This window comes from Nonomuraea sp. JJY05, from assembly GCF_043496855.1.
Lineage (GTDB): Bacteria > Actinomycetota > Actinomycetes > Streptosporangiales > Streptosporangiaceae > Nonomuraea.
This window is the reverse complement of the sequence record NZ_JBIEIS010000024.1, coordinates 35,939-56,404: the sequence shown is the minus strand read 5'-3', so window position 1 is coordinate 56,404 and position 20,466 is coordinate 35,939. Positions and strand designations below refer to the sequence as shown.

At 69.8% G+C, this 20,466-nt stretch carries 20 protein-coding genes; 11 read left to right on the top strand and 9 right to left on the bottom strand.

Annotation, left to right across the window (positions count from 1 at the left end; all coding sequences use genetic code 11):
* Nucleotides 1-13: 13 nt before the first annotated feature.
* Entirely contained in the window at nt 14-691 is a 678-nt protein-coding gene (gene mtrA, locus ACFKCF_RS33700; RefSeq protein WP_043620615.1) for an MtrAB system response regulator MtrA, read from the bottom strand.
* Between the two features lie 548 nt (nt 692-1,239).
* Between mtrA and ACFKCF_RS33695 the strand changes: the two genes are divergently transcribed.
* From ACFKCF_RS33695 to ACFKCF_RS33675, 5 genes are read left to right on the top strand one after another with little or no spacing between them, the layout of a single operon-like run.
* On the top strand, nt 1,240-2,226 hold the full coding sequence (locus ACFKCF_RS33695; RefSeq protein WP_394499320.1) for a glycerophosphoryl diester phosphodiesterase membrane domain-containing protein: 987 nt from the start codon (nt 1,240-1,242) through the stop codon (nt 2,224-2,226).
* A complete protein-coding gene (locus ACFKCF_RS33690; RefSeq protein WP_394499319.1) occupies nt 2,223-2,906 on the top strand; it encodes a DUF4129 domain-containing protein in 684 nt (227 codons plus the stop codon). Before ACFKCF_RS33695 ends, ACFKCF_RS33690 begins: the two co-directional genes overlap by 4 nt.
* Nucleotides 2,903-4,081 carry a DUF4350 domain-containing protein gene (locus tag ACFKCF_RS33685; protein WP_394499318.1) on the top strand — a complete coding sequence of 393 codons (1,179 nt, stop codon included), beginning with the start codon at nt 2,903-2,905 and terminating at the stop codon, nt 4,079-4,081. The genes ACFKCF_RS33690 and ACFKCF_RS33685 overlap by 4 nt, the downstream gene beginning before the upstream one ends.
* The gene (locus ACFKCF_RS33680) at nt 4,071-5,051 is read left to right on the top strand and encodes an AAA family ATPase (RefSeq protein ID WP_394499317.1); all 981 of its coding nucleotides are present in this window, start codon (nt 4,071-4,073) and stop codon (nt 5,049-5,051) included. Before ACFKCF_RS33685 ends, ACFKCF_RS33680 begins: the two co-directional genes overlap by 11 nt.
* A complete protein-coding gene (locus ACFKCF_RS33675; protein ID WP_394499316.1) occupies nt 5,051-6,424 on the top strand; it encodes a DUF58 domain-containing protein in 1,374 nt (457 codons plus the stop codon). Before ACFKCF_RS33680 ends, ACFKCF_RS33675 begins: the two co-directional genes overlap by 1 nt.
* 94 nt (nt 6,425-6,518) lie before the next feature.
* Here the strand turns inward: ACFKCF_RS33675 and ACFKCF_RS33670 are convergent, their stop codons facing one another.
* A complete protein-coding gene (locus tag ACFKCF_RS33670; RefSeq protein ID WP_394499315.1) occupies nt 6,519-7,511 on the bottom strand; it encodes a stage II sporulation protein M in 993 nt (330 codons plus the stop codon).
* Nucleotides 7,512-7,562: 51 nt separating this feature from the next.
* Between ACFKCF_RS33670 and ACFKCF_RS33665 the strand changes: the two genes are divergently transcribed.
* Nucleotides 7,563-8,453, top strand: coding sequence for an RDD family protein (locus ACFKCF_RS33665; protein ID WP_394499314.1), 891 nt, complete (start codon nt 7,563-7,565; stop codon nt 8,451-8,453).
* Between the two features lie 25 nt (nt 8,454-8,478).
* Here ACFKCF_RS33665 and ACFKCF_RS33660 read toward each other — a convergent pair whose 3' ends face one another.
* A complete protein-coding gene (locus ACFKCF_RS33660; protein WP_394499313.1) occupies nt 8,479-9,861 on the bottom strand; it encodes an LVIVD repeat-containing protein in 1,383 nt (460 codons plus the stop codon).
* A 75-nt stretch (nt 9,862-9,936) separates the two neighbouring features.
* Nucleotides 9,937-11,325 (bottom strand): LVIVD repeat-containing protein, encoded by a 1,389-nt coding sequence (locus tag ACFKCF_RS33655; RefSeq protein ID WP_394499312.1) that lies wholly within the window; start codon nt 11,323-11,325, stop codon nt 9,937-9,939.
* A 169-nt stretch (nt 11,326-11,494) separates the two neighbouring features.
* Between ACFKCF_RS33655 and ACFKCF_RS33650 the strand changes: the two genes are divergently transcribed.
* Nucleotides 11,495-12,130 (top strand): DUF305 domain-containing protein, encoded by a 636-nt coding sequence (locus tag ACFKCF_RS33650; RefSeq protein ID WP_394499311.1) that lies wholly within the window; start codon nt 11,495-11,497, stop codon nt 12,128-12,130.
* A 146-nt stretch (nt 12,131-12,276) separates the two neighbouring features.
* Here the strand turns inward: ACFKCF_RS33650 and ACFKCF_RS33645 are convergent, their stop codons facing one another.
* The gene (locus tag ACFKCF_RS33645) at nt 12,277-12,489 is read right to left on the bottom strand and encodes a hypothetical protein (RefSeq protein WP_394499310.1); all 213 of its coding nucleotides are present in this window, start codon (nt 12,487-12,489) and stop codon (nt 12,277-12,279) included.
* Nucleotides 12,490-12,554: 65 nt separating this feature from the next.
* Here ACFKCF_RS33645 and ACFKCF_RS33640 point away from each other — a divergent pair, with 65 nt between their 5' ends.
* Both ACFKCF_RS33640 and ACFKCF_RS33635 read left to right on the top strand, forming a co-directional pair.
* Entirely contained in the window at nt 12,555-12,908 is a 354-nt protein-coding gene (locus ACFKCF_RS33640) for a hypothetical protein (protein WP_394499309.1), read from the top strand.
* Between the two features lie 17 nt (nt 12,909-12,925).
* Complete coding sequence (locus ACFKCF_RS33635) at nt 12,926-13,279, top strand: YbaB/EbfC family nucleoid-associated protein (RefSeq protein WP_394499308.1); 354 nt, start codon at nt 12,926-12,928, stop codon at nt 13,277-13,279.
* 16 nt (nt 13,280-13,295) lie between these two features.
* Here ACFKCF_RS33635 and ACFKCF_RS33630 read toward each other — a convergent pair whose 3' ends face one another.
* The 3 genes from ACFKCF_RS33630 to ahcY all read right to left on the bottom strand — a co-directional run bounded on the left by ACFKCF_RS33630 (nt 13,296) and on the right by ahcY (nt 17,167).
* Nucleotides 13,296-14,204 (bottom strand): hypothetical protein, encoded by a 909-nt coding sequence (locus tag ACFKCF_RS33630; protein WP_394499307.1) that lies wholly within the window; start codon nt 14,202-14,204, stop codon nt 13,296-13,298.
* Nucleotides 14,205-14,301: 97 nt separating this feature from the next.
* Entirely contained in the window at nt 14,302-15,537 is a 1,236-nt protein-coding gene (locus tag ACFKCF_RS33625; RefSeq protein ID WP_394499306.1) for an adenosylhomocysteinase, read from the bottom strand.
* A 202-nt stretch (nt 15,538-15,739) separates the two neighbouring features.
* Nucleotides 15,740-17,167 carry an adenosylhomocysteinase gene (gene ahcY / locus ACFKCF_RS33620; RefSeq protein ID WP_394499305.1) on the bottom strand — a complete coding sequence of 476 codons (1,428 nt, stop codon included), beginning with the start codon at nt 17,165-17,167 and terminating at the stop codon, nt 15,740-15,742.
* Between the two features lie 102 nt (nt 17,168-17,269).
* Between ahcY and ACFKCF_RS33615 the strand changes: the two genes are divergently transcribed.
* Complete coding sequence (locus ACFKCF_RS33615; protein ID WP_192790205.1) at nt 17,270-17,608, top strand: MerR family DNA-binding transcriptional regulator; 339 nt, start codon at nt 17,270-17,272, stop codon at nt 17,606-17,608.
* A gap of 5 nt (nt 17,609-17,613) precedes the next feature.
* Here the strand turns inward: ACFKCF_RS33615 and ACFKCF_RS33610 are convergent, their stop codons facing one another.
* The gene (locus ACFKCF_RS33610) at nt 17,614-18,681 is read right to left on the bottom strand and encodes an alpha/beta hydrolase (RefSeq protein ID WP_394499304.1); all 1,068 of its coding nucleotides are present in this window, start codon (nt 18,679-18,681) and stop codon (nt 17,614-17,616) included.
* Nucleotides 18,682-18,758: 77 nt separating this feature from the next.
* Here ACFKCF_RS33610 and ACFKCF_RS33605 point away from each other — a divergent pair, with 77 nt between their 5' ends.
* Nucleotides 18,759-20,465: a phosphatidylglycerol lysyltransferase domain-containing protein gene (locus ACFKCF_RS33605; RefSeq protein WP_394499303.1), complete on the top strand. Its 1,707-nt coding sequence runs from the start codon at nt 18,759-18,761 to the stop codon at nt 20,463-20,465.
* Nucleotide 20,466: the final 1 nt, after the last annotated feature.

The window sequence follows — 20,466 nt, the reverse complement described above, 5'->3', positions numbered from 1 at the left end:
GACGAGTCGTGGACTAGGCGGGGCCGGCCTTGTAGCCGACGCCGCGGACCGTCACCACGATCTCGGGGTGCTCGGGGTCCTTCTCGATCTTGGCCCTGAGCCGCTGCACGTGCACGTTGACCAGCCGCGTGTCGGCCGCGTGGCGGTAGCCCCAGACCTGCTCCAGCAGGACCTCGCGGGTGAACACCTGGCGCGGCTTGCGGGCCAGCGCCACCAGCAGGTCGAACTCCAGCGGCGTGAGGTTGATCGTCTCCTCGCCCCGCTTGACGGAGTGCCCGGCCACGTCGATGGTGATGTCGCCGATCTGGAGGATCTCGGGCGTCGGCTCGTCGGTGCGGCGAAGCCGCGCCCGTACCCGGGCCACGAGCTCCTTCGGCTTGAACGGCTTGACGATGTAGTCGTCGGCCCCCGACTCCAGGCCGAGAACGACGTCGATCGTGTCGCTCTTGGCCGTGAGCATGACGATCGGGACTCCCGACTCAGCCCTGATCCTGCGCGCGACGTCGATGCCGTCCGCCCCCGGCAGCATCAGGTCGAGCAGGACCAGGTCCGGGCGTGTATCCCGGAACGCATCGAGGGCCTTGTCGCCGTCGGAGACAAAAGACGGCTCGAAGCCTTCCCCTCGCAGGACGATCCCCAGCATCTCGGCGAGAGCGGCGTCGTCATCGACGACCAGCACGCGACCTTTCATGGCCCCTCATTCGTTCTACGCATTGTGGGACATACCCGCACGATCGCTGAAGGTTACCCTTGGTCGGCCCATGAGTGTGACATGAGCCATGCAAAAGGCGAATTTTAGGTTCGCCCCCTGCGACCGCAATCTCAAGTCTGCGGTAACAGAGCAACTTCCTGCCATCCCCTGGCCCTGAACCTTGACCGGATTCGCCGCGGAATACGGCAAGGATGCGACGGCGAATGCGCTCAGCGACACCAATGCCCCGTTCAGCATGCCAGGATTGGGATATGTCAGACGGTCACGGTCCCCCGCCCGAGACGCCATCAGGCTGGTCGGCCGAACAGCCTCCGCCCTACAGCGCCCCGCCGGCCTCCCCGTGGACCGCGCCAGGCGCGCCGCAGCAGACGCCCTACGGGCAGCCGTACGGGGAGCCCCTTCAGCAACCTCAGCCACTGGGACCCGGGCCCCAAACACCCTATCCGCCCCATCCGCATCCTCAGCCCGGTTACGGCTACGCGCCGCCCCCGCCGGCGCTGAGACCGGGGATCATCCCGCTGCGCCCCTTGGGCCTCGGTGACATCCTCGACGGCACGATCAAGCTGATCCGGTCCAACCCGAAGGCCGTGCTCGGCCTGTCGGCCGTCGCCGCCCTGCTCGCCTCCGTGCCCCTGGCCGTCGGCCAGGCGTTCGTGCTCGACACCATGAGCGGCGCGCTCGACGACCCCGAGAGCGCGTACATCTCCTCCGACGGGCTCACCGGCGTGTACGGCATCGCCGCCCAGTACGGCAGCACGCTCATCTCGTACGCGGTCCAGTTCGTCGTGGTCACGCTGCTGACCGGCGTGCTGACCAGGATCCTCGGCCGGGCCGTCTTCGGCGGCGGCATCACCGCCAAGGAGGCGTGGCAGCTCGTCAAGGGCAGGGTGCCCGCGCTGTTCGGCGTCGTGGCGCTGATGGCCGTCATCATGCTGGTGCCGCTGGTCGTGATGGTGCTGCTCATCGTGGTGATCGCGATGAACTCCTCCTCCGGCGGGGCAGGCATGGTCCTCGGGCTGACCTTGCTGTTCATGGTCGCCTACCTCGGCTACTACCTGTTCTTCACGACCCGCTTCGCCTTCGCCTCGCCCATCGTGGTGCTGGAGAGCAGAGGGGCGATCGAGGCGATGCGGCGCTCGTGGCAGCTGGTGAGCGGCGACTTCTGGCGCGTCTTCGGCATCCTGCTGCTCACGTCCATCCTGGTCGGGCTCGTGGCGGGCATCCTGTCGGTGCCCTTCACGCTGGCGGGCACGCTGTTCGGCATGTTCGGCGCGGGATCGACGGCCACCACCGTCGCGTCGGCCGTGCTCATCGCCATCGGCGGCACGCTCGGATCGATGCTCACCTATCCGTTCCAGGCCGGGGTCGCCGGCCTGCTCTACGCCGACCGGCGCATGCGCAGCGAGGCGTTCGACCTCGTGCTGCAGACGGCTGCCATCGAGCAGCAGCGCCAGGGATGGGTGCACGCCTCCGCGGACGAGCTCTGGCACCCCTCCAACTCCGCCAGGCCGTGAGCCCGATCGACAGGGAGGAGGCCGCGCGCCGGGCCGCGGAGGAGCTCCTCAAGCCTGCATACGAGAAGGAGTCCCTGCTCGACCTGATCTACCGGCGGGTCATGCAGTTCCTCGGCGACCTGGTGGACACGGCCGCGGGCGGGGGCACCGCCGGAGGCGTCATCGCCTCCGGCATCATCGTGCTGATCATCCTCGCGCTGATCGTGCTGATCTCGTGGCAGCTCCGCAAGGCCACCCGCAAGAACGCGCTCGCCGTGGGCGGGCTCTTCGGGGAGCGGGTGATGACGGCGGCCGAGCACCGGGCGGCGGCCGCCGGGCTGGCCGCCGAGGAGCGCTGGACCGAGGCCGTCCAGGAACGGCTCCGCGCCATCGCCCGTGACCTGGAGGAACGCGCGCTCGTCGACGGCATGCCGGGGCGCACGGCCGACGAGCTGACCCGCGAGGCGGCCCTCTCGCTGCCCGACTTCGCCACGAGGCTGGCGGCGGCGGCCCGGTCGTTCGACGACGTGACGTACGGCGGGGTGACGGGGACGCGGGAGGCGTACGAGGCGATGGCCGACCTGGACGAGCAGCTCCGCCAGGCCAGCCCGGTCCCGGTCGGGGCCGGCGCGGTGGCCACGGCCTGGACCCCGGTCGGCGCGGCCCCGGGCGAGCGGCCCGGGGCAGGTGGGACTGCATGAGCGTCCTCACGCGGCCCACCGGCGGCGCGTCCTACTCGACCTCCCCTACCGCGCGCTCCACCTGGCGCGGCAGCCGGATCATCGTCCTGCTCGGCCTCCTGATCGTGGTCATCGCGGTCGCGGGCGTCCTGTTCGGCCCGGAGTCGCGCCCGTCGCGGGCTCTGGACCCCGACGACACCACGTTGGCGGGCTCCAAGGCGCTGGCCGAGGTGCTCAGGTCCCGGGGTGTCACGGTGGACCGGGTCGACTCCGTGGAAGCCGCCGCCGCCAAGGCCACGGGTGGCAACCGGCTGCTGCTGATCACCGACATGTCGTACTTCGATGAATACGAGCTGTCCCGGATCCAGGGCGACCGGCTGATCGTCGGCAACGTTCCCGGTCTCGACGCCCTCGCCCCCGGTGTGCGCAGCGAGCCGGGCCTGGTGCGCACGCGCTCGCGCGAGCCCGAGTGCGCGCTGCCCGCCGCCCGGGCCGCGGGCAGCGTCCACCTGGGCGGCGCCGTCTTCAATGGCCCCTCGGGGGCCACCGGCTGCTACCCGGCCGGCGACGGCTACACGCTGGTCAGCTTCCCCAACGCGGGCGGCGTCACCACGCTCGTCGGCGACGGCGCCTTCATGACCAACCTGCGCCTGGCCGAGGACGGCAACGCCGCGCTCGCGCTCAACCTGATCGGCACCGGCAGGCCCGTGACCTGGCTGGTCCGTCCCGCGACCCCGCCGCCGATCGCCGAGCTGCCGGGCGAGCGCGGCAAGTCGATGTACGACCTCATGCCCGAGAGCATCCGCTGGACCGTCTACATGTCCCTCATCGCCCTGGCCGTCACGGCGTTCTGGCGGGGCAGGCGGCTGGGCCCGGTGGTGACGGAGAAGCTGCCTGTCGTCGTGCGCGCGGCCGAGACCGTCGAGGGCCGCGGCCGGCTCTACCGGGCCAGGCGCGCGCGCCGGCGGGCGGCGGAGTCGCTGCGCGAGGGCACGATCGACCGGCTGACGCCCAGGCTGGGGCTCGGATCGGGGGCCGGGCCGAACGAGGTCGTCGCGGCGCTCGCCGCCCGCACCGGCCAGGACGCCCAGCAGGTCGGCGCGGCGCTCTACGGGCCGCCGCCGGTGGACGACGCCGGGCTCGTCGGGTTGGCCGGATATTTGGACTTCATCGAAAGGCAGGTCAGTGAACTCTGAGGAGACGTTCCGCGTCACGGGCTTCGGCGACTCGGCCAGGGAGGCGCTGGGGGCGTTGCGCGCCGAGGTGTCCAAGGCCGTGGTCGGCCAGGACGCGGTGGTGACGGGGCTGGTCATCGCACTGCTGTGCAAGGGGCACGTGCTGCTCGAAGGCGTGCCGGGCGTGGCCAAGACGTTGATGGTGCGTACGTTGTCGGCCGCCCTGGCCCTTGACTTCAAACGGGTGCAGTTCACGCCGGACCTGATGCCGGGCGACGTGACCGGCTCGCTGATCTACGACGCGAAGACCGCGGAGTTCGAGTTCCGCGAGGGGCCGGTGTTCACGAACCTGCTGCTCGCCGACGAGATCAACCGCACCCCGCCGAAGACCCAGGCGGCGCTGCTGGAGGCGATGGAGGAGCGGCAGGTCAGCGTCGAGGGCTCGGCGCGGCGGCTGCCCGAGCCGTTCGTGGTGTGCGCGACGCAGAACCCCGTCGAGTACGAGGGCACCTATCAGCTCCCCGAGGCCCAGCTCGACCGGTTCCTGCTCAAGCTGACCGTGCCGCTGCCGCCGCGCGAGCAGGAGATCTCGGTGCTCGAACGGCACGCCCGCGGCTTCGACCCGCGCGACCTGAGCGAGGTCAAGACCGTCGCCACGGCCGACGACCTGGCGGCCGGGCGGGAGGCGGTCTCCAAGGTGCACGTGGCGCCCGAGGTGCTCGGCTACATCGTGGACGTGGCCCGCGCCACCAGAAACTCGCCGTCGCTGCAGCTCGGCGTCTCGCCGCGTGGGGCCACGGCGCTGCTGGCGGCCTCGCGGGCGTGGGCGTGGCTGTCCGGGCGCCCGTACGTGACTCCTGACGACGTCAAGGCGCTGGCCAGGCCCGCGCTGCGGCACCGGATCCAGCTGCGGCCGGAGGCCGAGCTGGAGGGTGCGACCGCCGACGGCCTGCTCGACGGCATCCTGGCCTCCGTCCCGGTCCCGCGCTGATGGCTCTCACGGGACGGGCCGGGCTGGTCGCGGCGATCGGGATCGTCGTGGTGCTGCTGGCGCCCCAGCCCGGGGCCGCGCTGGCCGGGGTCTGCCTGCTGCTGGCCGCCGCGATCGTGGTGGACCTGGTGTTCGCCGGAGCCGTGCGCCCGCTGAGGTTCCACCGTTCCGGCGACACGCTCGTACGGCTCGGCCAGCGGGCCACGGTCGAGCTGATCGTCGAGAACCCGGGCCCCAGGCGGGTGCGCGGCGCGCTCAGGGACGCCTGGCCGCCGTCGGCGGGCGCCACGCCGCGCGTCGCCGACCTGGACGTGCCCAAGGGCGAACGCCGCAAGATCGTCGTGACGCTCGCCCCGACGAGGCGCGGCGACCGCTCGTCCGTGGCGGTCACGGTGCGCTCGCTCGGGCCGCTGGGCCTGGCCGCCCGCCAGGGAAGCCACCAGGCGCCGTGGTCGGTACGCGTGCTGCCGCCGTTCCTGTCACGCAAGCACCTGCCGTCCAGGCTGGCCCGGCTGCGCGAGCTGGACGGCCAGCACCCGGCGCTGGTGCGCGGGCAGGGGACGGAGTTCGACTCGCTGCGGGAGTACGTGGTGGGCGACGACGTACGCTCCATCGACTGGCGGGCCACGGCGCGCCGCCACGACGTGGTCGTGCGCACCTGGCGCCCGGAACGCGACCGCCGCGTGCTGATCGTGCTCGACACCGGCCGTACCTCGGCGGGCCGGGTGGGCGACGCGCCGATCCCCATGGCCGGGGCCGCCGCGGGCGGCGCCGGGCTGCTGGTACGGCCGGATCCGCGGCCGGCGCCCGGCTGGCCGCGGCTCGACTGGTCGATGGACGCCGCGCTGCTGCTGGCCGCGCTGGCCGCCAGGGCCGGTGACCAGGTCGACTTCCTCGCCTACGACCGGGCCGTACGCGCCTGGGTGAGCGGGGCGTCGCGGACCGAGCTGCTGTCGTCGCTGGTCAACGTGATGGCGCCGATCGAGGCGGAGCTGATCGAGGCCGACTCCCAGGGCATGGTGGCGGCCATCCTGTCGCGGGCCAAGCGGCGCTGCCTGGTCGTGCTGCTCACCGATCTCAACGGGGCGGCCCTGGACGAGGGGCTCATGCCGGTGCTCTCCCAGCTCTCCTCGCGCCACCTGGTGCTGGTGGCCGGAGTGTCGGACCCCCGGGTGGCGGCCATGGCGGGGCTCCGGGCGTCGGCCGAGGAGGTGTACGACGCGGCGGCGGCCGAGCACGCCCAGCTCGAACGCAGGCGCATCACGGCCCGCCTGCGGCGGCACGGGGTGGAGGTCGTGGACGCGCCCCCGGAGGACATCGCCCCCGCGCTCGCGGACGCGTACCTGGCCCTGAAGGCGGCCGGACGGCTGTAGGGGGCGGGCCGCCGTACGGGCGAGGCGGCCGTACGGGCCGGGTCCGGGGCGTCAGGCCGTCGGGGCGAGCAGCGCCACCGAACGTCGGGGGACGTCAGGCCGTCGGGGCGACGTCCGGGGCGCGTTCGAGGTCGCCGGTCTCGTTCTGGCGGAGGGCGCGGCGGCCGAACGCGATCACGTACAGCAGGAAGACCGCCTCCGCGAGCACGCCGATGCTCACGCGCGCCCACGTCGGCAGCCCGGAGGGCGTGACGAACGCCTCGATCAGGCCCGACACGAACAGCACCACGACCAGCCCCAGCGCCACGCTCATCACCGCCCGGCCCTGCTCGGCCAGGGCCTCCGTCCGCCGGCGCGGCCCGGGGTCGATGACCGTCCAGCCCAGGCGCATCCCGACGGCCGCCGCCAGGAACACGGCGGTCAGCTCCAGCAGCCCGTGCGGCGTGATCAGGCCGAAGAAGATGTCCAGCTTGTCGCGGGAGGCCATGAGACCGCCGGAGACGCCGACGTTCGCGGCGTTCATGTAGAGCACGTACGGGATCGGCAGGCCGAGCAGCACCGAGTAGATGATCGTCTGCGCCGCGACCCACGCGTTGTTCGCCCACACCTGGCTGGCGAAGGAGGCGGCCGGGTGCTCGGAGTAGTAGTTGACGAAGTCGTGGTCGACGAGCTGGGCGATCTCGTCCGGCGAGCCGATCGACGCCTGGACGTCGGGGTTGGCCGCCACCCACGCGCCCATCACCCACGCGACCGCCACGAACGCCACCGTGCTGCCCAGCCACCACCATCGCGCCCGGTAGGCCACCACGGGGAACGACACCGTGAAGAACCTCACCAGCTCCCGCCAGGCGGGCGTGTGCGCCCCGGTCACCGCCGACCTGGCCCGCGCCACCAGCGCCGACAGCCGCCCGATCAGCATCGCGTCCCTGGACGAGGAGCGCACAATGGACAGATGGGTGGACACGCGTTGGTACAGGTCCACCAGCTCGTCCACCTCGGCGCCCGTCAGCGACGAGCGGCGCTTGACCAGGTGATCGAGCCGGTCCCACACGGGGCGGTGTGCTGTGACGAACGCATCGATGTCCACCCGAACATTCTGGCCGCTCAAAGACCAGTACATAGCCGTTAGGCTCCACATATGTCTGAGGTTGTGACCGGCGACGCGGTCGTCGTCGAAGTGCGGATCGCCCAGATGCCCTCGCGCGCGCTGGCGATCGTCATCGACATGGCCGTGCAGTTCACGGTGCTGATCGCCGCCTACGCGATCTTGGGCGCGTTCTCGGTCATCTCGGACTCGGCCATGCTGGGGGCCGCGATGATCGTGTTCATGGTGCTGGTGCTGGTCGGCTACCCCGTGATCTTCGAGTCGCTCACCAGGGGACGCAGCCTCGGCAAGCTCGCGCTCGGGCTCCGGGTGGTCAGCGACGACGGCAGCCCCGAGCGCTTCAGGCAGGCGCTGTTCCGCGGCCTGGCCGGGGTCGTGGAGTTCTGGATGCTCTCCGGGGCGCCCGCGCTGATCGCGTCGCTGGTCTCGCAGCGGGGCAAGCGGCTCGGCGACGTCTTCGCCGGCACCATCGTGATCTCCGACCGGGCGCCGCGCGAGTCCGGGCAGCTCATCGTGATGCCGCCGCCGCTGGCGGCCTGGGCGGCGACGCTGGAGCTCTCCCAGCTCCCCGACGAGGTGGCGCAGGCGGCCCGGCAGTACCTGTCGCGCTGGCACGACCTGTCACCGCAGGTCCAGCATGAGATGGGGGTGCGGATCGCGACCCAGGTGGCGTCCTTCGTCTCGCCCGCGGCGCCCGCCGGGGTGCCGCCGCACGCGTACCTGAGCGCCGTCCTGGCCGAGCGCCGCAGGAGGGAGCAGGTACGTTTCGCGCAACGCGCCGCCAACGGCCGCCCGCCCCAAACCCCCTACACCCAACCAGGCCCGTACCAGCCCCAGCCCCCGGCGCCCTACCAACCCCAGCCCCGGCCACCCGCACCGGAGCCGCCAAGGGCGACTCCGGGCGGGTTCGCTCCGCCTCAGTGAGCGAGGCGATCGATGGCCGGATCGGTCAGTTGTGCCACCAGTTGCGGTACGACTCCTGCGTCTGCACGTTCAACCGGTCGGTGCGGACGTGCCTGGCGCCGTTCGTGAGCGGATCGTTGACCTTGACGACGTCGAGACCCTCGTGGAAGTCGGCCGCGTAGATGTAGCCGTTGTAGTAGTAGGCGGACCAGATGCCGCCGCCACCGCCGGCCGAGCGGGGACCGCGCTCGAAGTAGCCGATCTCCCTCGGGTTGGCCGCGTCGGTGAAGTCCCACACCGACAGCCCGCCCATGTACCAGGCCTGGACCATGATGTCCCGGCCCTTGACGGGGATCAGCGAGCCGTTGTGCGCGACGCAGTTCTCGCTGTCGGCCTGGTAGCGCGGGATCTTGAAGTAGCTCTTGAACGTGAACTGCCCGTTCGAGATGTCGTAGATCGCGTCCGCGCCGCGGTTCGGCCCGGTGGCCTCGTTGCAGGTGGCCCCGCCGCCGCCGCCGAGCTCGTCGGTGAAGACGACCTTCTTGGCGTCGTTGCTGAAGGTGGCCGAGTGCCAGAACGCGAAGTTCGGGTCCGTGGTCCTGGCCGTGACCTTCGGGTTCAGCCGGTCCGAGATGTCGAACAGCACGCCGTCACCCATGCACGCGCCCGCCGCGATGTCCTTCTCGGCGTAGGCGGTGATGTCGTGGCAGCCGCTGGTCGGCAGGAGCAGGCCGGGCTGGGTCTCGTTGCCGCCGTCGGGGAAGACCACCGGGGTGGCGGCGACCGCCGCGGACGCCGGGTCCCTGAGCGGCACCTTGATGATCGAGATCTTGTCGTGCGGCGGCAGGCAGTCGGGGAACGTGGCGTTCGGGTTGTAGGACGAGACGTAGATGTAGACGTTCTTGTTCCGGTCGCGGCCCTTGCCCGGCACCAGGGTCAGGGTGTGGGAGCCGCAGTTGGTCTCGACCGACTTGATGTACTTCGGGCTGGCCTTGTCGGAGACGTCGAAGATGCGGACGCCTTCCCAGGCCTCCTTGTGGTCGGCGGTCAGCGCCGTGCTGTTGCACGAGTCGTCGCTGCGCGAGGAGTCCACGGCGGTGAACAGCAGGTTGCCGTAGACGCTGACGTCCATCTGGGAGCCGGGGCAGACGACGGAGCTGACCGGCTTGGCCTTCTTGGGGTTGCTGATGTCGTAGATCGAGAAGCCGCCGTAGTTGCCGACGTAGGCGTAGTCGCCCTGGAAGGCGATGTCGGTGTTGATCGTGCCGGCGATCGGGGCGGGCTTGGGGATGTTCAGTACGTGGGTCACGTTGGGGCTGGTGACCACGGTGTCGGGCGGTGGGATGTCGGCGGCCAGGGCGGGGACGCTCGTCAACGCTAACGCGACGGCGGCCGCGGCCATGACGAGGGCACGGCGCGGATTGGACACTCCGGGACTCCTTATTGATAGGTCCGGATAACTGAAAGCGGCGAGGACCCGGTCGGGGTCCTCGCCGCCCGGTGATCAGTGGCCGTGTTCGGGATACGACGTCTGGGTCTGCGCGTTGAGTGAGCGCATCTTGACGCCGTTCGCCCGGTCGGTACGCCAGTCGTTGATCTTCAGCACATCCAGGCCCAGGTTGAAGTCGGACCCGTAGATGTAGCCGTTGTAGTAGTACGCGGACCAGAAGCCGCCGCTGAGCGCCGGCGCGGTGCTGTCGGGACCGCGCTCGAAGAACGCGATCTCCTGCGGGTGGGCCGAGTCGGTGAAGTCCACCACCGAGATCCCGCCCTGGTACCACGCCTGCACCATGATGTCGCGGCCCTTGACCGGGATCAGCGAGCCGTTGTGCGCCACGCAGTTCTCGGTGTCGGCCTGGTGGCGCGCGATCTTGAAGTAGCTCCTGAACTGGAGCTGCCCGTTCACGATGTCGTAGTAGGCGTTGGCCCCCCGGTTCGGGCCGATGGCCTCGTTGCAGGTCGCCCTGGTACCGCCTCCGAGCTCGTCGGTGAAGATGACCTTCGTGCCTTCGTTGTTGAACGTGGCCGAGTGCCAGAAGGCGAAGTTCGTCTCATCGCGCACGGTCGCGGTGACCTTGGGCTGTTCGGGGTTGCGGATGTCGAGCAGGATGCCGTCACCCATGCAGGCGCCCGCGGCGATGCCCTTCTCCGGGTAGGCCGTGATGTCGTGACAGCCGGTGGTGGCGGACTTCCCGTCCGGGTACGGCAGCTGGACGCCGCCGTAGCCGCCGTCGGGGAAGAGGTTCGGCGTCGCGATCACGGTGGCGGCCGTCGGGTCGCGCAGCGGCACCTTGATGATCGAGATCAGGTCATGGGGCGGCTGGCAGTCGGGGAACGTGGCGTTCGGGTTGTAGGACGAGACGTAGATGTAGACGTTCTCGCGCTTGCGGTCGGGCACGAGCGTGTTCGTGTGGGAGCCGCAGTTGGTCTCGACCGACTTGATGTACTTCGGGTTGGCCTTGTCGGAGACGTCGAAGATCCGGATGCCCTCCCACGACTCCTTGACCGACGCGGGCTGCGAGGTGCTGTTGCACGAGTCGTCGCTGCGCGAGGAGTCCACGGAGCCGAAGAGCAGGTTGCCGTAGACGGACATGTCCATCTGGCCACCGGGGCAGACGACCGAACTGACCAGCGACGTCCGCTTCGGACGCTTGATGTCGTAGATCGAGAAGCCGTAGTAGTTACCGACGTAGGCGTAGTCGCCCTGGAAGGCCATGTCCGTGTGGATGTCGGCCAGAGCCTCGGGCTTGGGCACGTTGGTGACGTGCTTGATGTTGGGGCTCATGACGATCTCGCCAGGAGCCGGGATGTCCGCGGCCTGAGCCGGTAAGACGGTGCCGGCCATCGCCACGACCGCCGCGACCAGGGTGAGGGCCCTGCGGAGGGTGAACACTCGCAATCCTCCTATAAAGGGGGCATAAATCTACGCCATCCTCGCGTTTCCTCCATCGACTGGCCAAGCCGACAACTTGTCAAATTTTGTTCCTGTTCACCCTCTTTTGCTTTGTCCGCTTATGACCTAGAGTGCGCATTCTCGACCGAGTCAGTCAGGGAGGTTGTGGGTGCGCGCCGCGCTCATTGTGGTCATGGGCACGGTCGTTGCCCTCTCCGGCTGCACCTCCTCCTCCCCGCCGCCGGCTCCACGGGCCGACTCGACCGCGCCCGTGATCGCTCCCGGCCGCCCCGGGGAGCAGGCCAGGACGCTGGCGCCGAGCGAAGCCGCCACCGCCGTCCCCTCGGCCACGGCCAACGCGGCCGACATCAAGTACGTCCAGGACATGATCGTCCACCACCGCCAGGCCCTGGACATGTCGCTCCTCGCCCCCAGCCGGGCCGAGTCGGCCCAGCTGAAGAACCTGGCCGGCCGGATCAAGGACGCCCAGGGGCCGGAGATCCAGTTCATGACGACGTGGCTGCGGGAGCAGCAGCAGACGGTGCCCGACCACCACGCCGCGCACGAGGGCATGCCGGGAATGGCCACGCCCGCCCAGATGGAGGCCCTGAAGGCGGCCAAGGGCAAGGACTTCGACCGGATGTTCCTGGAGCTCATGATCAACCACCATCTGGGGGCGATCAAGATGTCGGAGCAGGTGCTGACGAGCGGCTCGCACATCCGGATCGAGGAGCTGGCCGGCGACGTCAGCGTGACGCAGACCGCCGAGATCCGCCGCATGCAGCAGATGCAGTCCGCCCTCTAGGAGGGCGGGGACGGTGAGGACGAGGGCCTCGTCCCAGCGCTAAACTACACTATCCCTGCAGGTAGTGCATGCAATGTGTGAGGAGAATGTTACGTCTATGGCAGATTCAAACGCTCCATCCGCATCGCCCGCTCCTACCCCCACGCCTACAGGAACGCCGACACCGAGCCCCACAGGAACACCCTCGCCCAGCCCCACGACCTCGGAGCCCAGCCCGAGCCCGACGTTCCCGAGCCCCACGCCCACTCCGAGCCCCACGCCCACTCCGAGCCCCACGACCCCGACGCCGAGCCCAAGCCCGACGTCGCCAAGCCCTTCCCCCACGCCCACACCGACACCCACCAGACCGCCTGGGGCATCGCCGGTTCCCACGTTCCCCCTCCCCACCCCTTCGCCGAGCTCCCCCGGCCTTCAACGCCCGGGCATGCCGAACACCGATGTCCGCGGAAGCACCTTCACCACGGCGGCCGGCGGATTCGTCGCCGAGCACGACGAGCTGGCGAGGGACGCCCGCCGGATTCTCGACGCCATCGCCGCCCTGGGCGACTTCGCCGGCACGGATGAGACGGCGAACACCTTCAGACAGGGCTATTCCACCGCGTTGAAGAAGGCCGAGACGTACGTCAACGCGTTACGCGACGTCTATCCCGAGGTCGCCGAACGGCTGGCCGGCATGAAGACCGGCTTCGACGTCGCGCACTGGGCGACCATCGAATCCCTGCCGAAAGTGTCCGACCCGCCCGAGTACTCGAAGTCGGACAAGAAGTTCACCCCTTGACGTTGTTCGGAGACCCGATGCCCACACCAGACGACGGCGCCCCCTTCCTCGACGAGGAGATGCAGCGCCTTCTCGCCCAGTTCCAGGCCGATGTCCGGCCGCTGCAGGAGCTGCGCGAGAGCCTCAACGACATCCGCGGCCGCGGTGAGGCGGCCAATGGCCAGGTGAAGGCCGAGGTGCTGCCCAGCGGCGCGCTCGGCGGCCTGCGCATCGACCCGCGGGCGATGCGGCTCGGCGCGGACGCGCTGGCGGAGGCGGTGCTCGCCGCCGCGAGCGACGCCGCCGCCGACCTGACCAGGCAGCTGGCCGGGACGTTGACGGACGGCCTGACCCCGTTCGCCGACGAGGTCAGGCGGTTCAGCGAGGACTAGCCACATGCACCGGCGGTCAGTACCCGCGCCAGCGCCTGAACTGGTCCTGGCCGGCGGCGACGCCCAGCTTGGCGAGCATCTGCTCCCAGGTGGGCAACAGGCTGACCGGATCGTCGATCACGTCGCCGGGCCGGTTGAGCGCGTTCGCCGTGGTGGTGAAGATGGAGGACCCGGTCAGGAACACGATGGCGTTCGACGCCGCCTTGTTCTTCGGCAGCAGGTTCGCGGCCTTTCCGAAGTTGGCGGGATCCACGTGGTAGAAGACCATCGCCGCGGCGAAATTCTTGAACATGTACTCGCCGCGGTCACCCATCGACCCCATGTCCTCGCCTCTCAGCCCCTTGATCCCGTCAACGAGCAGCTGGTCGAGGACCGTGTAGGCGAAGCTGCCGCCCACGGCGTAGATGAAGCGCTTGCCCACCGCATGATTGAACATCCTGAGCAGCAGCCCCGCCTGCTTCCTGCGCATCGCCCAGTTGATCAGCGTCTGGACCTTCTTGTCGATGGCCGGCCAGCAGAAGAACATCAGCAGCTCGAGCCACTGGATCATTGCCATCGTCCTGAGCGCGTGCTGGGTCTGCTCCAGCATGTCCGCGTAGTCGTCGACCGCGTCGGCCAGCCCTCGGAGGTACGCGGACACGTGCGGCGGATAGGGCCCGACCTCTTCGTTGAAGTATTTCCTGAAGGCGTCGATCCCCGCGCCGGAGCTGGGCGGCCGCCACACCGTGCGCGCGACCTCCTCCACGTCGTCCAGGCTGACGTCCACCCGCGTGGCCAGCTGCCGCAACAGGCTTGCGGCCTCGCGCGCCTTGGCCGGGTCTCCGTCGGGGTAAACGACGGACAGCATCTGCAGGACCACGCCGGCGACACCGGCGGCGGAGAAGACGAACCCTGCCTTCGGAAGGAACTTGGGGGACGGACTCACGCAGCAGACCCTTTCTCCACCGCTGGACATACCAGGATCATCCGATCATCCTGGAATATCACCAGCCACGCCAACCCCACAGCGCGCTGGAGCCCGTCTAGGAGCCGACCCTCCAGGAGTGCAGGTACTCCTCTTGCTCAGGGGTGAGCTCGTCGATGCCGATCCCCGCCGCGGCCAGCTTCAGCTTGGCGACCTCGTGGTCGATCTCCTCCGGAACGTCGTAGACGCCGGGGTCGAGGCGGGAACGCTCGCCGACCAGCCAGGCCACGGCCAGGGCCTGCGCGGAGAACGACATGTCCATGACGGCCGCGGGATGGCCTTCGGCGGCGGTGAGATTGACCAGCCGCCCTTCGGCGAGCAGCAGCAGCCGCCGGCCGTCGGGCATCAGGTACTCGTCGGTGTTGGGCCGCACCCCGCGGTGCACCTCGGTGGCCAGCTCGTCCAGCGCCCGCACGTCGATCTCCACGTCGAAGTGCCCGGCGTTGGCCAGGATCGCGCCGTCCTTCATGACCGACAGGTGCTCGGCCCTGATCACGTCGCGGTTGCCGGTCACGGTGACGAACAGGTCGCCGGCCATCGCCGCCTGCGCCATGGGCCGCACCTCGTACCCCTGGAGGGTCGCGTCGAGCGCCTTCACCGCGTCGATCTCGGTCACGATCACTCGCGCGCCGAACCCCTTGGCCCGCTCGGCCACACCCCGCCCGCAGAACCCGAACCCGGCCACGACCACCGTGCGCCCGGCCAGCATGGCGTTGGTGGCGCGCATGATGCCGTCCAGCGTGGACTGCCCGGTGCCGTAGCGGTTGTCGAACATGCGCTTGGTCCGCGTGTCGTTCACCGCCACGACGGGGAACTTCAACGCGCCCTCGGCGGCCATCTGCCGCAGCCGGATGATCCCGGTGGTGGTCTCCTCGCACCCGCCCGTGACGTGTTCGAGCAGGTCGGTACGTTCGGTGTGGAGAATGTTCACCAGGTCGCACCCGTCGTCGAGCACGAGGTCGGGCTCGAGGTCGAGCGCCTGGTGGATGTGCCGGTAGTAGGTGGCCCGATCGACGCCGGCCCGCGCGTGCACGGCGATCCCGTAGGCACGCAGCGCCTCGGCCACGTCGTCCTGCGTGGACAGGGGGTTGGACGCGGCGAGCGCGATCTCGGCCCCGCCCGCCTTCAGGGCCCCCATCAGTACGGCCGTCTCGGCGGTGACGTGCAGGCAGGCGGCGATCTTCAGCCCGTCCAGCGGCCGTTCGATGCCGAACCGCTCCCCGATCGCGGTCAACACCGGCATCGAACGAGCGGCCCAGGAGATCTGCCGCTCGCCACTTTCCCAGAGATCCATGCCAGCCCTTTGAGCGAAGAAGACGGCCAAGAATACGCGTCGTCACGGCGAGCGACCCGTGAGCCTTCACGACCGGCCATGACGGACGGCCACCGACGTCGGCGCGTGCGGCCCGCCGTGCTTGGCCGTAAAAGACGACGGGGTATAGCGGAAAGCTCCGGGAGGCGAGAAACCCCTCCCGGAGCTTGCCGAAAGCAGAAGATCAGTACCGGTAGTGGTCGGACTTGTAGGGGCCCTCGACGTGGACGCCGATGTAGGCGGCCTGCTCCTTGGAGAGCTCGGTGAGCTTGACGCCCAGGGCGTCGAGGTGCAGGCGGGCGACCTTCTCGTCCAGGTGCTTGGGCAGCGTGTAGACGCCGATCGGGTATTCGGCCGTCTTCGTGAACAGCTCGATCTGCGCGATCACCTGGTTGGTGAACGAGTTGGACATGACGAAGCTCGGGTGGCCGGTGGCGCAGCCGAGGTTCATCAGGCGGCCCTCGGCGAGGACGATGATCGAGTGGCCGTCCTCGAAGACCCACTCGTCGACCTGCGGCTTGATGGTGTTCCTGACGATGCCGGGCAGCTTGGCGAGGCCGGCCATGTCGATCTCGTTGTCGAAGTGGCCGATGTTGGAGACGATCGCCTGGTGCTTCATCTTCGCCATGTGGGCGGCGGTGATGATGTTGAAGTTGCCGGTGGCGGTCACGAAGATGTCGGCGATGCCGACGACCTCGTCCAGCGTGGTCACCTGGAAGCCGTCCATGGCCGCCTGGAGCGCGCAGATCGGGTCGATCTCGGTGACGATGACGCGGGCGCCCTGGCCGCGCAGCGCGTCGGCGCAGCCCTTGCCGACGTCGCCGTAGCCGCACACCACGGCCACCTTGCCGCCGATGAGCACGTCGGTGGCGCGGTTGAGGCCGTCGATGACGGAGTGGCGGCAGCCGTACTTGTTGTCGAACTTGGACTTGGTGACCGAGTCGTTGACGTTGATGGCCGGGAAGAGGAGCTGGCCGTTCTTGTGCATCTCGTAGAGACGGTGCACGCCGGTCGTGGTCTCCTCGGTGACGCCCTTGATGCTCTCGGCGATCTTGGTCCACCGCTTGTCGTCGCCGACCGTGCGGGTGAGCAGGTCGATGATGACGTGCCACTCCTCCGGGTCCTCGGCGGTGGCGGCCGGCACGGCGCCCGCCTTCTCGTACTCGGCGCCCTTGTGCACCAGCAGCGTGGCGTCACCGCCGTCGTCGAGGATCATGTTGGGGGCGTCGCCGCCGGGCCAGGTGAGGGCCTGCTCGGTGCACCACCAGTATTCCTCCAGCGTCTCGCCCTTCCAGGCGAACACCGGCACGCCCTGCGGGTCGTCCGTGGTGCCGTTGGGGCCGACGACCACCGCGGCGGCGGCGTGGTCCTGCGTGGAGAAGATGTTGCAGCTGACCCAGCGGACTTCGGCGCCGAGCGCGACGAGCGTCTCGATGAGGACGGCCGTCTGGATCGTCATGTGCAGGGAGCCCATGATCTTCGCGCCGCGAAGGGGCTGGGAGGCCGCGTACTCCTTGCGAATCGCCATGAGGCCGGGCATCTCGTGCTCGGCGAGCCGGATCTCCTTGCGCCCGAAGTCGGCAAGTGAAAGGTCTGCGACCTTGAAGTCCATCGGGTTTCCCCTCGCGTCACTGATGGTTGTCCCGACGAGTTTAGGCGGCCCTTCGAGGGGTGCGCATCTCGGGGCGGTCGAAACTGACGTAAGAATGTAAGAATGCGTATCACGGAGGCCGCGAAGCGGCTCGGCATGTCCCCTCGAATGCTCCGGTATCGGGAGGCGCTCGGTCTGTTGCCGCCCGTGCGGGAGCAGGGGGCGCACCGGCGGTTCGGGCCCGACGAGCTGGCGGCGGTCGCGCAGGGGGTGGAGCTGGAGAAGCAGTTCGACGTCTCGCCCGCGGAGCTGGCGTTCGCGCTGCGGGTGCTCAGCGAGCCCACGGTGGCGGCGGCCGTCCGCGACCTGGGGATACGGATCGGGCGGATCCAGGTGCCGCGCCGGGCCCTCGACTTCGAGAAGGAGAAGGCGCTGCGCCTCCTGCGCCCCTCGGGCCGCTGACCCGTTCACGCCACGAGTTGCTGGGCCAGCCACGGGAGGGCCTGCGGGAGCTCGCGGTTCCAGGTGTTGAAGTTGTGCCCGCCGCTGGGCAGGATCAGCGAGGACGCCCGCATCGGCGGCTTCACCGCACTCAGGAACCTCATGGTCGCCGGATAGTCGCTCTCCCCCTTCCGGCTGCTGGTGACGAGCACGTTCACGGGGGGCGCGGGCAGGTTGGCCAGCCGCCACATGAGATCGTTGCGCTGCTCGACCGACTTGTCCCCGTGGAACAGGTCGCCGGTGGTGCCGTCGACGATCGTCTTGAAGTAGCCCGATTGGGAGACCGCCGCCGAGAACTGGTCGGGATGGCTCATGACGATCTTGAGCGCGCAGTACCCGCCGGTCGAGCCGCCCAGGATGCCCCACGAGTCCCGGCCCTCCGCCACCCGGTAGTGAGTGGTCATGTCATGTTTGACGTCGTTCGCGAAGTACGCCTGGACCTGCGGCCCGCCCGGCACGTCCACGCACTCGGTGTCGCGCGGCAGCACCACGCTGGGCCGCATCATGACCAGGACCGTGGGCTTGACCTGGTGCTGGGCGATCGCCTTGGCCATCCGGCCCGGCAGGTCGAGCCGCGTCATGAGGTTGCGCGGGTCACCCGGGTAGCCGGTGAGCGCGAGGATCGCGGGGAAGCGCTCCGTGGTGTGCTTCAGATACGCCGTGGGCAGGAACACGTACGCCTCCTCGCTCAGGCGCGTGGACGGCCCCGGCATGATCACCTCTTCGATCCGCCCGCCCGGGACCGAACGGGTGCTGAGCACCTGCAGCCCTGAGGCGGCGACCGTGATCGGCGCCGTCGCCGTGTCGGTGCCCAGGAGATCGCTCCAGGAGCTGTAGAAGGCGAAGTACTGGTTGACCGCCAGCCCCAGGGCGGCCAGCGTGAACGCCTGGCAGACGGCCAGCGCGCCCACCCGGCCCAGCACGGCGCCCCAGCGCGCCGCGCTCAGCCGCGGCCACTGCCAGACCGTCGTCGCCAACGCCGCCACCGCCAGCACCGAGAAGGTGACCAGCAGGCCGATTGAGTTCAGTCCCATGAGGCATTGGATACAGGGAGGGCCGTAAGCAGGGAGTTAACATGGAGATTACCCGGCCGGGTCTTCAATTTCGGAGTGTGAAGCGCTCCTGGATTCCCGCCGTCGCCGCCTACGCGTCGTTGGTGGTCGGCCTGCTGGACATCAGCAAGGCTGTGTTCCCCCGTTTCGAGCACAGCCGCATGGGTGAGTGGACGGATCTTCTGCCCGGCATCGTCACGACCGTCGCCAGAGCGTCCTCCCTGGTCGTCGGCATCATGCTGATCATGCTCGCGCACGCGCTGCGCCGAGGGAAGGTGCGGGCCTGGCGCGCGGTCGTGGTGCTGCTCCCGGTGAGCGCCGCCGTGAGCTTCGTCCACCTGCGCCCGGCCTCCGCCGTGATCAGCCTGGCCCTGCTGGCCCTGCTCGTGTGGGGCAGGGCCGAGTTCTCCGCGCTGTCCGACCCGCGCTCGCGCTGGCGCGCCCTGGGCAACCTGCTCGTGCTCGGCGCCATCGACGTGGGCCTCGGCTATCTCATCGTCAGCGCCCGCCCCCACGTGATCGTGGGCGATCCCAGCGTGCTCGACCGCCTCGAACACGTCCTCCTCGGCCTGTTCGGGATCGAGGGCCCGGTCACGTTCACCGTCGAACGGGTCTCCGACCTGGTCTACTTCTCCCTGGTCGCGCTCGGCACGCTCACCGCCGTCTCCACGCTCTACCTGGCGCTGCGCCCCGAGCGGCCGGCCGCCGAGCTCACCGAGGACGACGAGCGGCGCCTGCGCGCCCTGCTCGCCCAGCACGGCGAACGCGATTCGCTCGGCTACTTCGCGCTGCGGCGGGACAAGAGCGTGCTGTTCTCCCCCTCGGGGAAGGCGGCCATCGCCTATCGCGTCGTGTCCGGGGTAATGCTGGCCAGCGGCGACCCGATCGGCGACCGCGAGGCCTGGCCGGCGGCGATCAAGGTGTTCATGAACGAGGCCAGGCGGCACGCCTGGGTGCCCGCCGTCATCGGCTGCGGCGAGACCGGCGGCGAGGTGTGGACGCGCGAGGCCAGGATGTCCGCGCTGGAGATCGGCGACGAGGCCATCGTCGAGGTCGCCGACTTCACGCTGGAGGGCCGCGCCATGCGCAACGTCCGCCAGATGGTCAACAGGACCGAGCGGAACGGCTACACGTGCCATGTGCGCCGCACCGCCGACCTGACCGCCCAGGATCGCGAACGCATCCGGCAGGCGGCCGACTCCTGGCGCGGCACCGAGACCGAGCGCGGCTACTCCATGGCGCTCGGCCGCTTCGGCGACCCGGCCGACTCCCAGTGCCTGGTGGCCACCGCCCACAAGGACGGGGAGCTCAAGGCCGTGCTGCACTTCGTGCCGTGGGGGCCGCACGGCATCTCGCTCGACCTGATGCGGCGCGACCGCGGCGCCGAGCCGGGGCTCAACGAGTTCCTGATCGCCAAGACCCTCCAGGCGGCGCCCGCCCTGGGCATCGCGCAGGTCTCACTGAACTTCGCCATGTTCCGCGCGGTCCTGGCCCGCGGGGAGCGCCTCGGGGCCGGACCGGTGCTGCGGGCCTGGCGGGCGATGCTGATCTTCCTGTCGCACTGGTTCCAGATCGAGTCGCTGTATCGGTTCAACGCCAAGTTCCGGCCGATCTGGGAGCCCCGCTTCGTGGTCTATCCGAACGCCCGCGACCTGCCCCGCATCGGGGTCTCGGCGTTGCAGGCCGAGGCGTTCATCACCCTGGGCCGGCCCGGCAGGCCCCGGCTGCGCCTCCCGCGCCTTCGCCCGGCCCAGCTCACGTCGTGAG

Excerpts from the sequence above, each read along its gene's own strand:
- mtrA (WP_043620615.1), bottom strand. The coding sequence starts at position 691 with ATGAAAGGTCGCGTGCTGGTCGTCGATGACGACGCCGCTCTCGCCGAG.
- ACFKCF_RS33675 (WP_394499316.1), top strand. The coding sequence starts at position 5,051 with ATGGCTCTCACGGGACGGGCCGGGCTGGTCGCGGCGATCGGGATCGTC.
- ACFKCF_RS33665 (WP_394499314.1), top strand. The coding sequence starts at position 7,563 with ATGTCTGAGGTTGTGACCGGCGACGCGGTCGTCGTCGAAGTGCGGATC.
- ACFKCF_RS33645 (WP_394499310.1), bottom strand. The coding sequence starts at position 12,489 with ATGCCCCAGGCGGTCTGGTGGGTGTCGGTGTGGGCGTGGGGGAAGGGC.
- ACFKCF_RS33610 (WP_394499304.1), bottom strand. The coding sequence starts at position 18,681 with ATGGGACTGAACTCAATCGGCCTGCTGGTCACCTTCTCGGTGCTGGCG.
- ACFKCF_RS33640 (WP_394499309.1), top strand. The coding sequence starts at position 12,555 with ATGCCGAACACCGATGTCCGCGGAAGCACCTTCACCACGGCGGCCGGC.
- ACFKCF_RS33615 (WP_192790205.1), top strand. The coding sequence starts at position 17,270 with ATGCGTATCACGGAGGCCGCGAAGCGGCTCGGCATGTCCCCTCGAATG.
- ACFKCF_RS33635 (WP_394499308.1), top strand. The coding sequence starts at position 12,926 with ATGCCCACACCAGACGACGGCGCCCCCTTCCTCGACGAGGAGATGCAG.
- ahcY (WP_394499305.1), bottom strand. The coding sequence starts at position 17,167 with ATGGACTTCAAGGTCGCAGACCTTTCACTTGCCGACTTCGGGCGCAAG.
- ACFKCF_RS33685 (WP_394499318.1), top strand. The coding sequence starts at position 2,903 with ATGAGCGTCCTCACGCGGCCCACCGGCGGCGCGTCCTACTCGACCTCC.
- ACFKCF_RS33625 (WP_394499306.1), bottom strand. The coding sequence starts at position 15,537 with ATGGATCTCTGGGAAAGTGGCGAGCGGCAGATCTCCTGGGCCGCTCGT.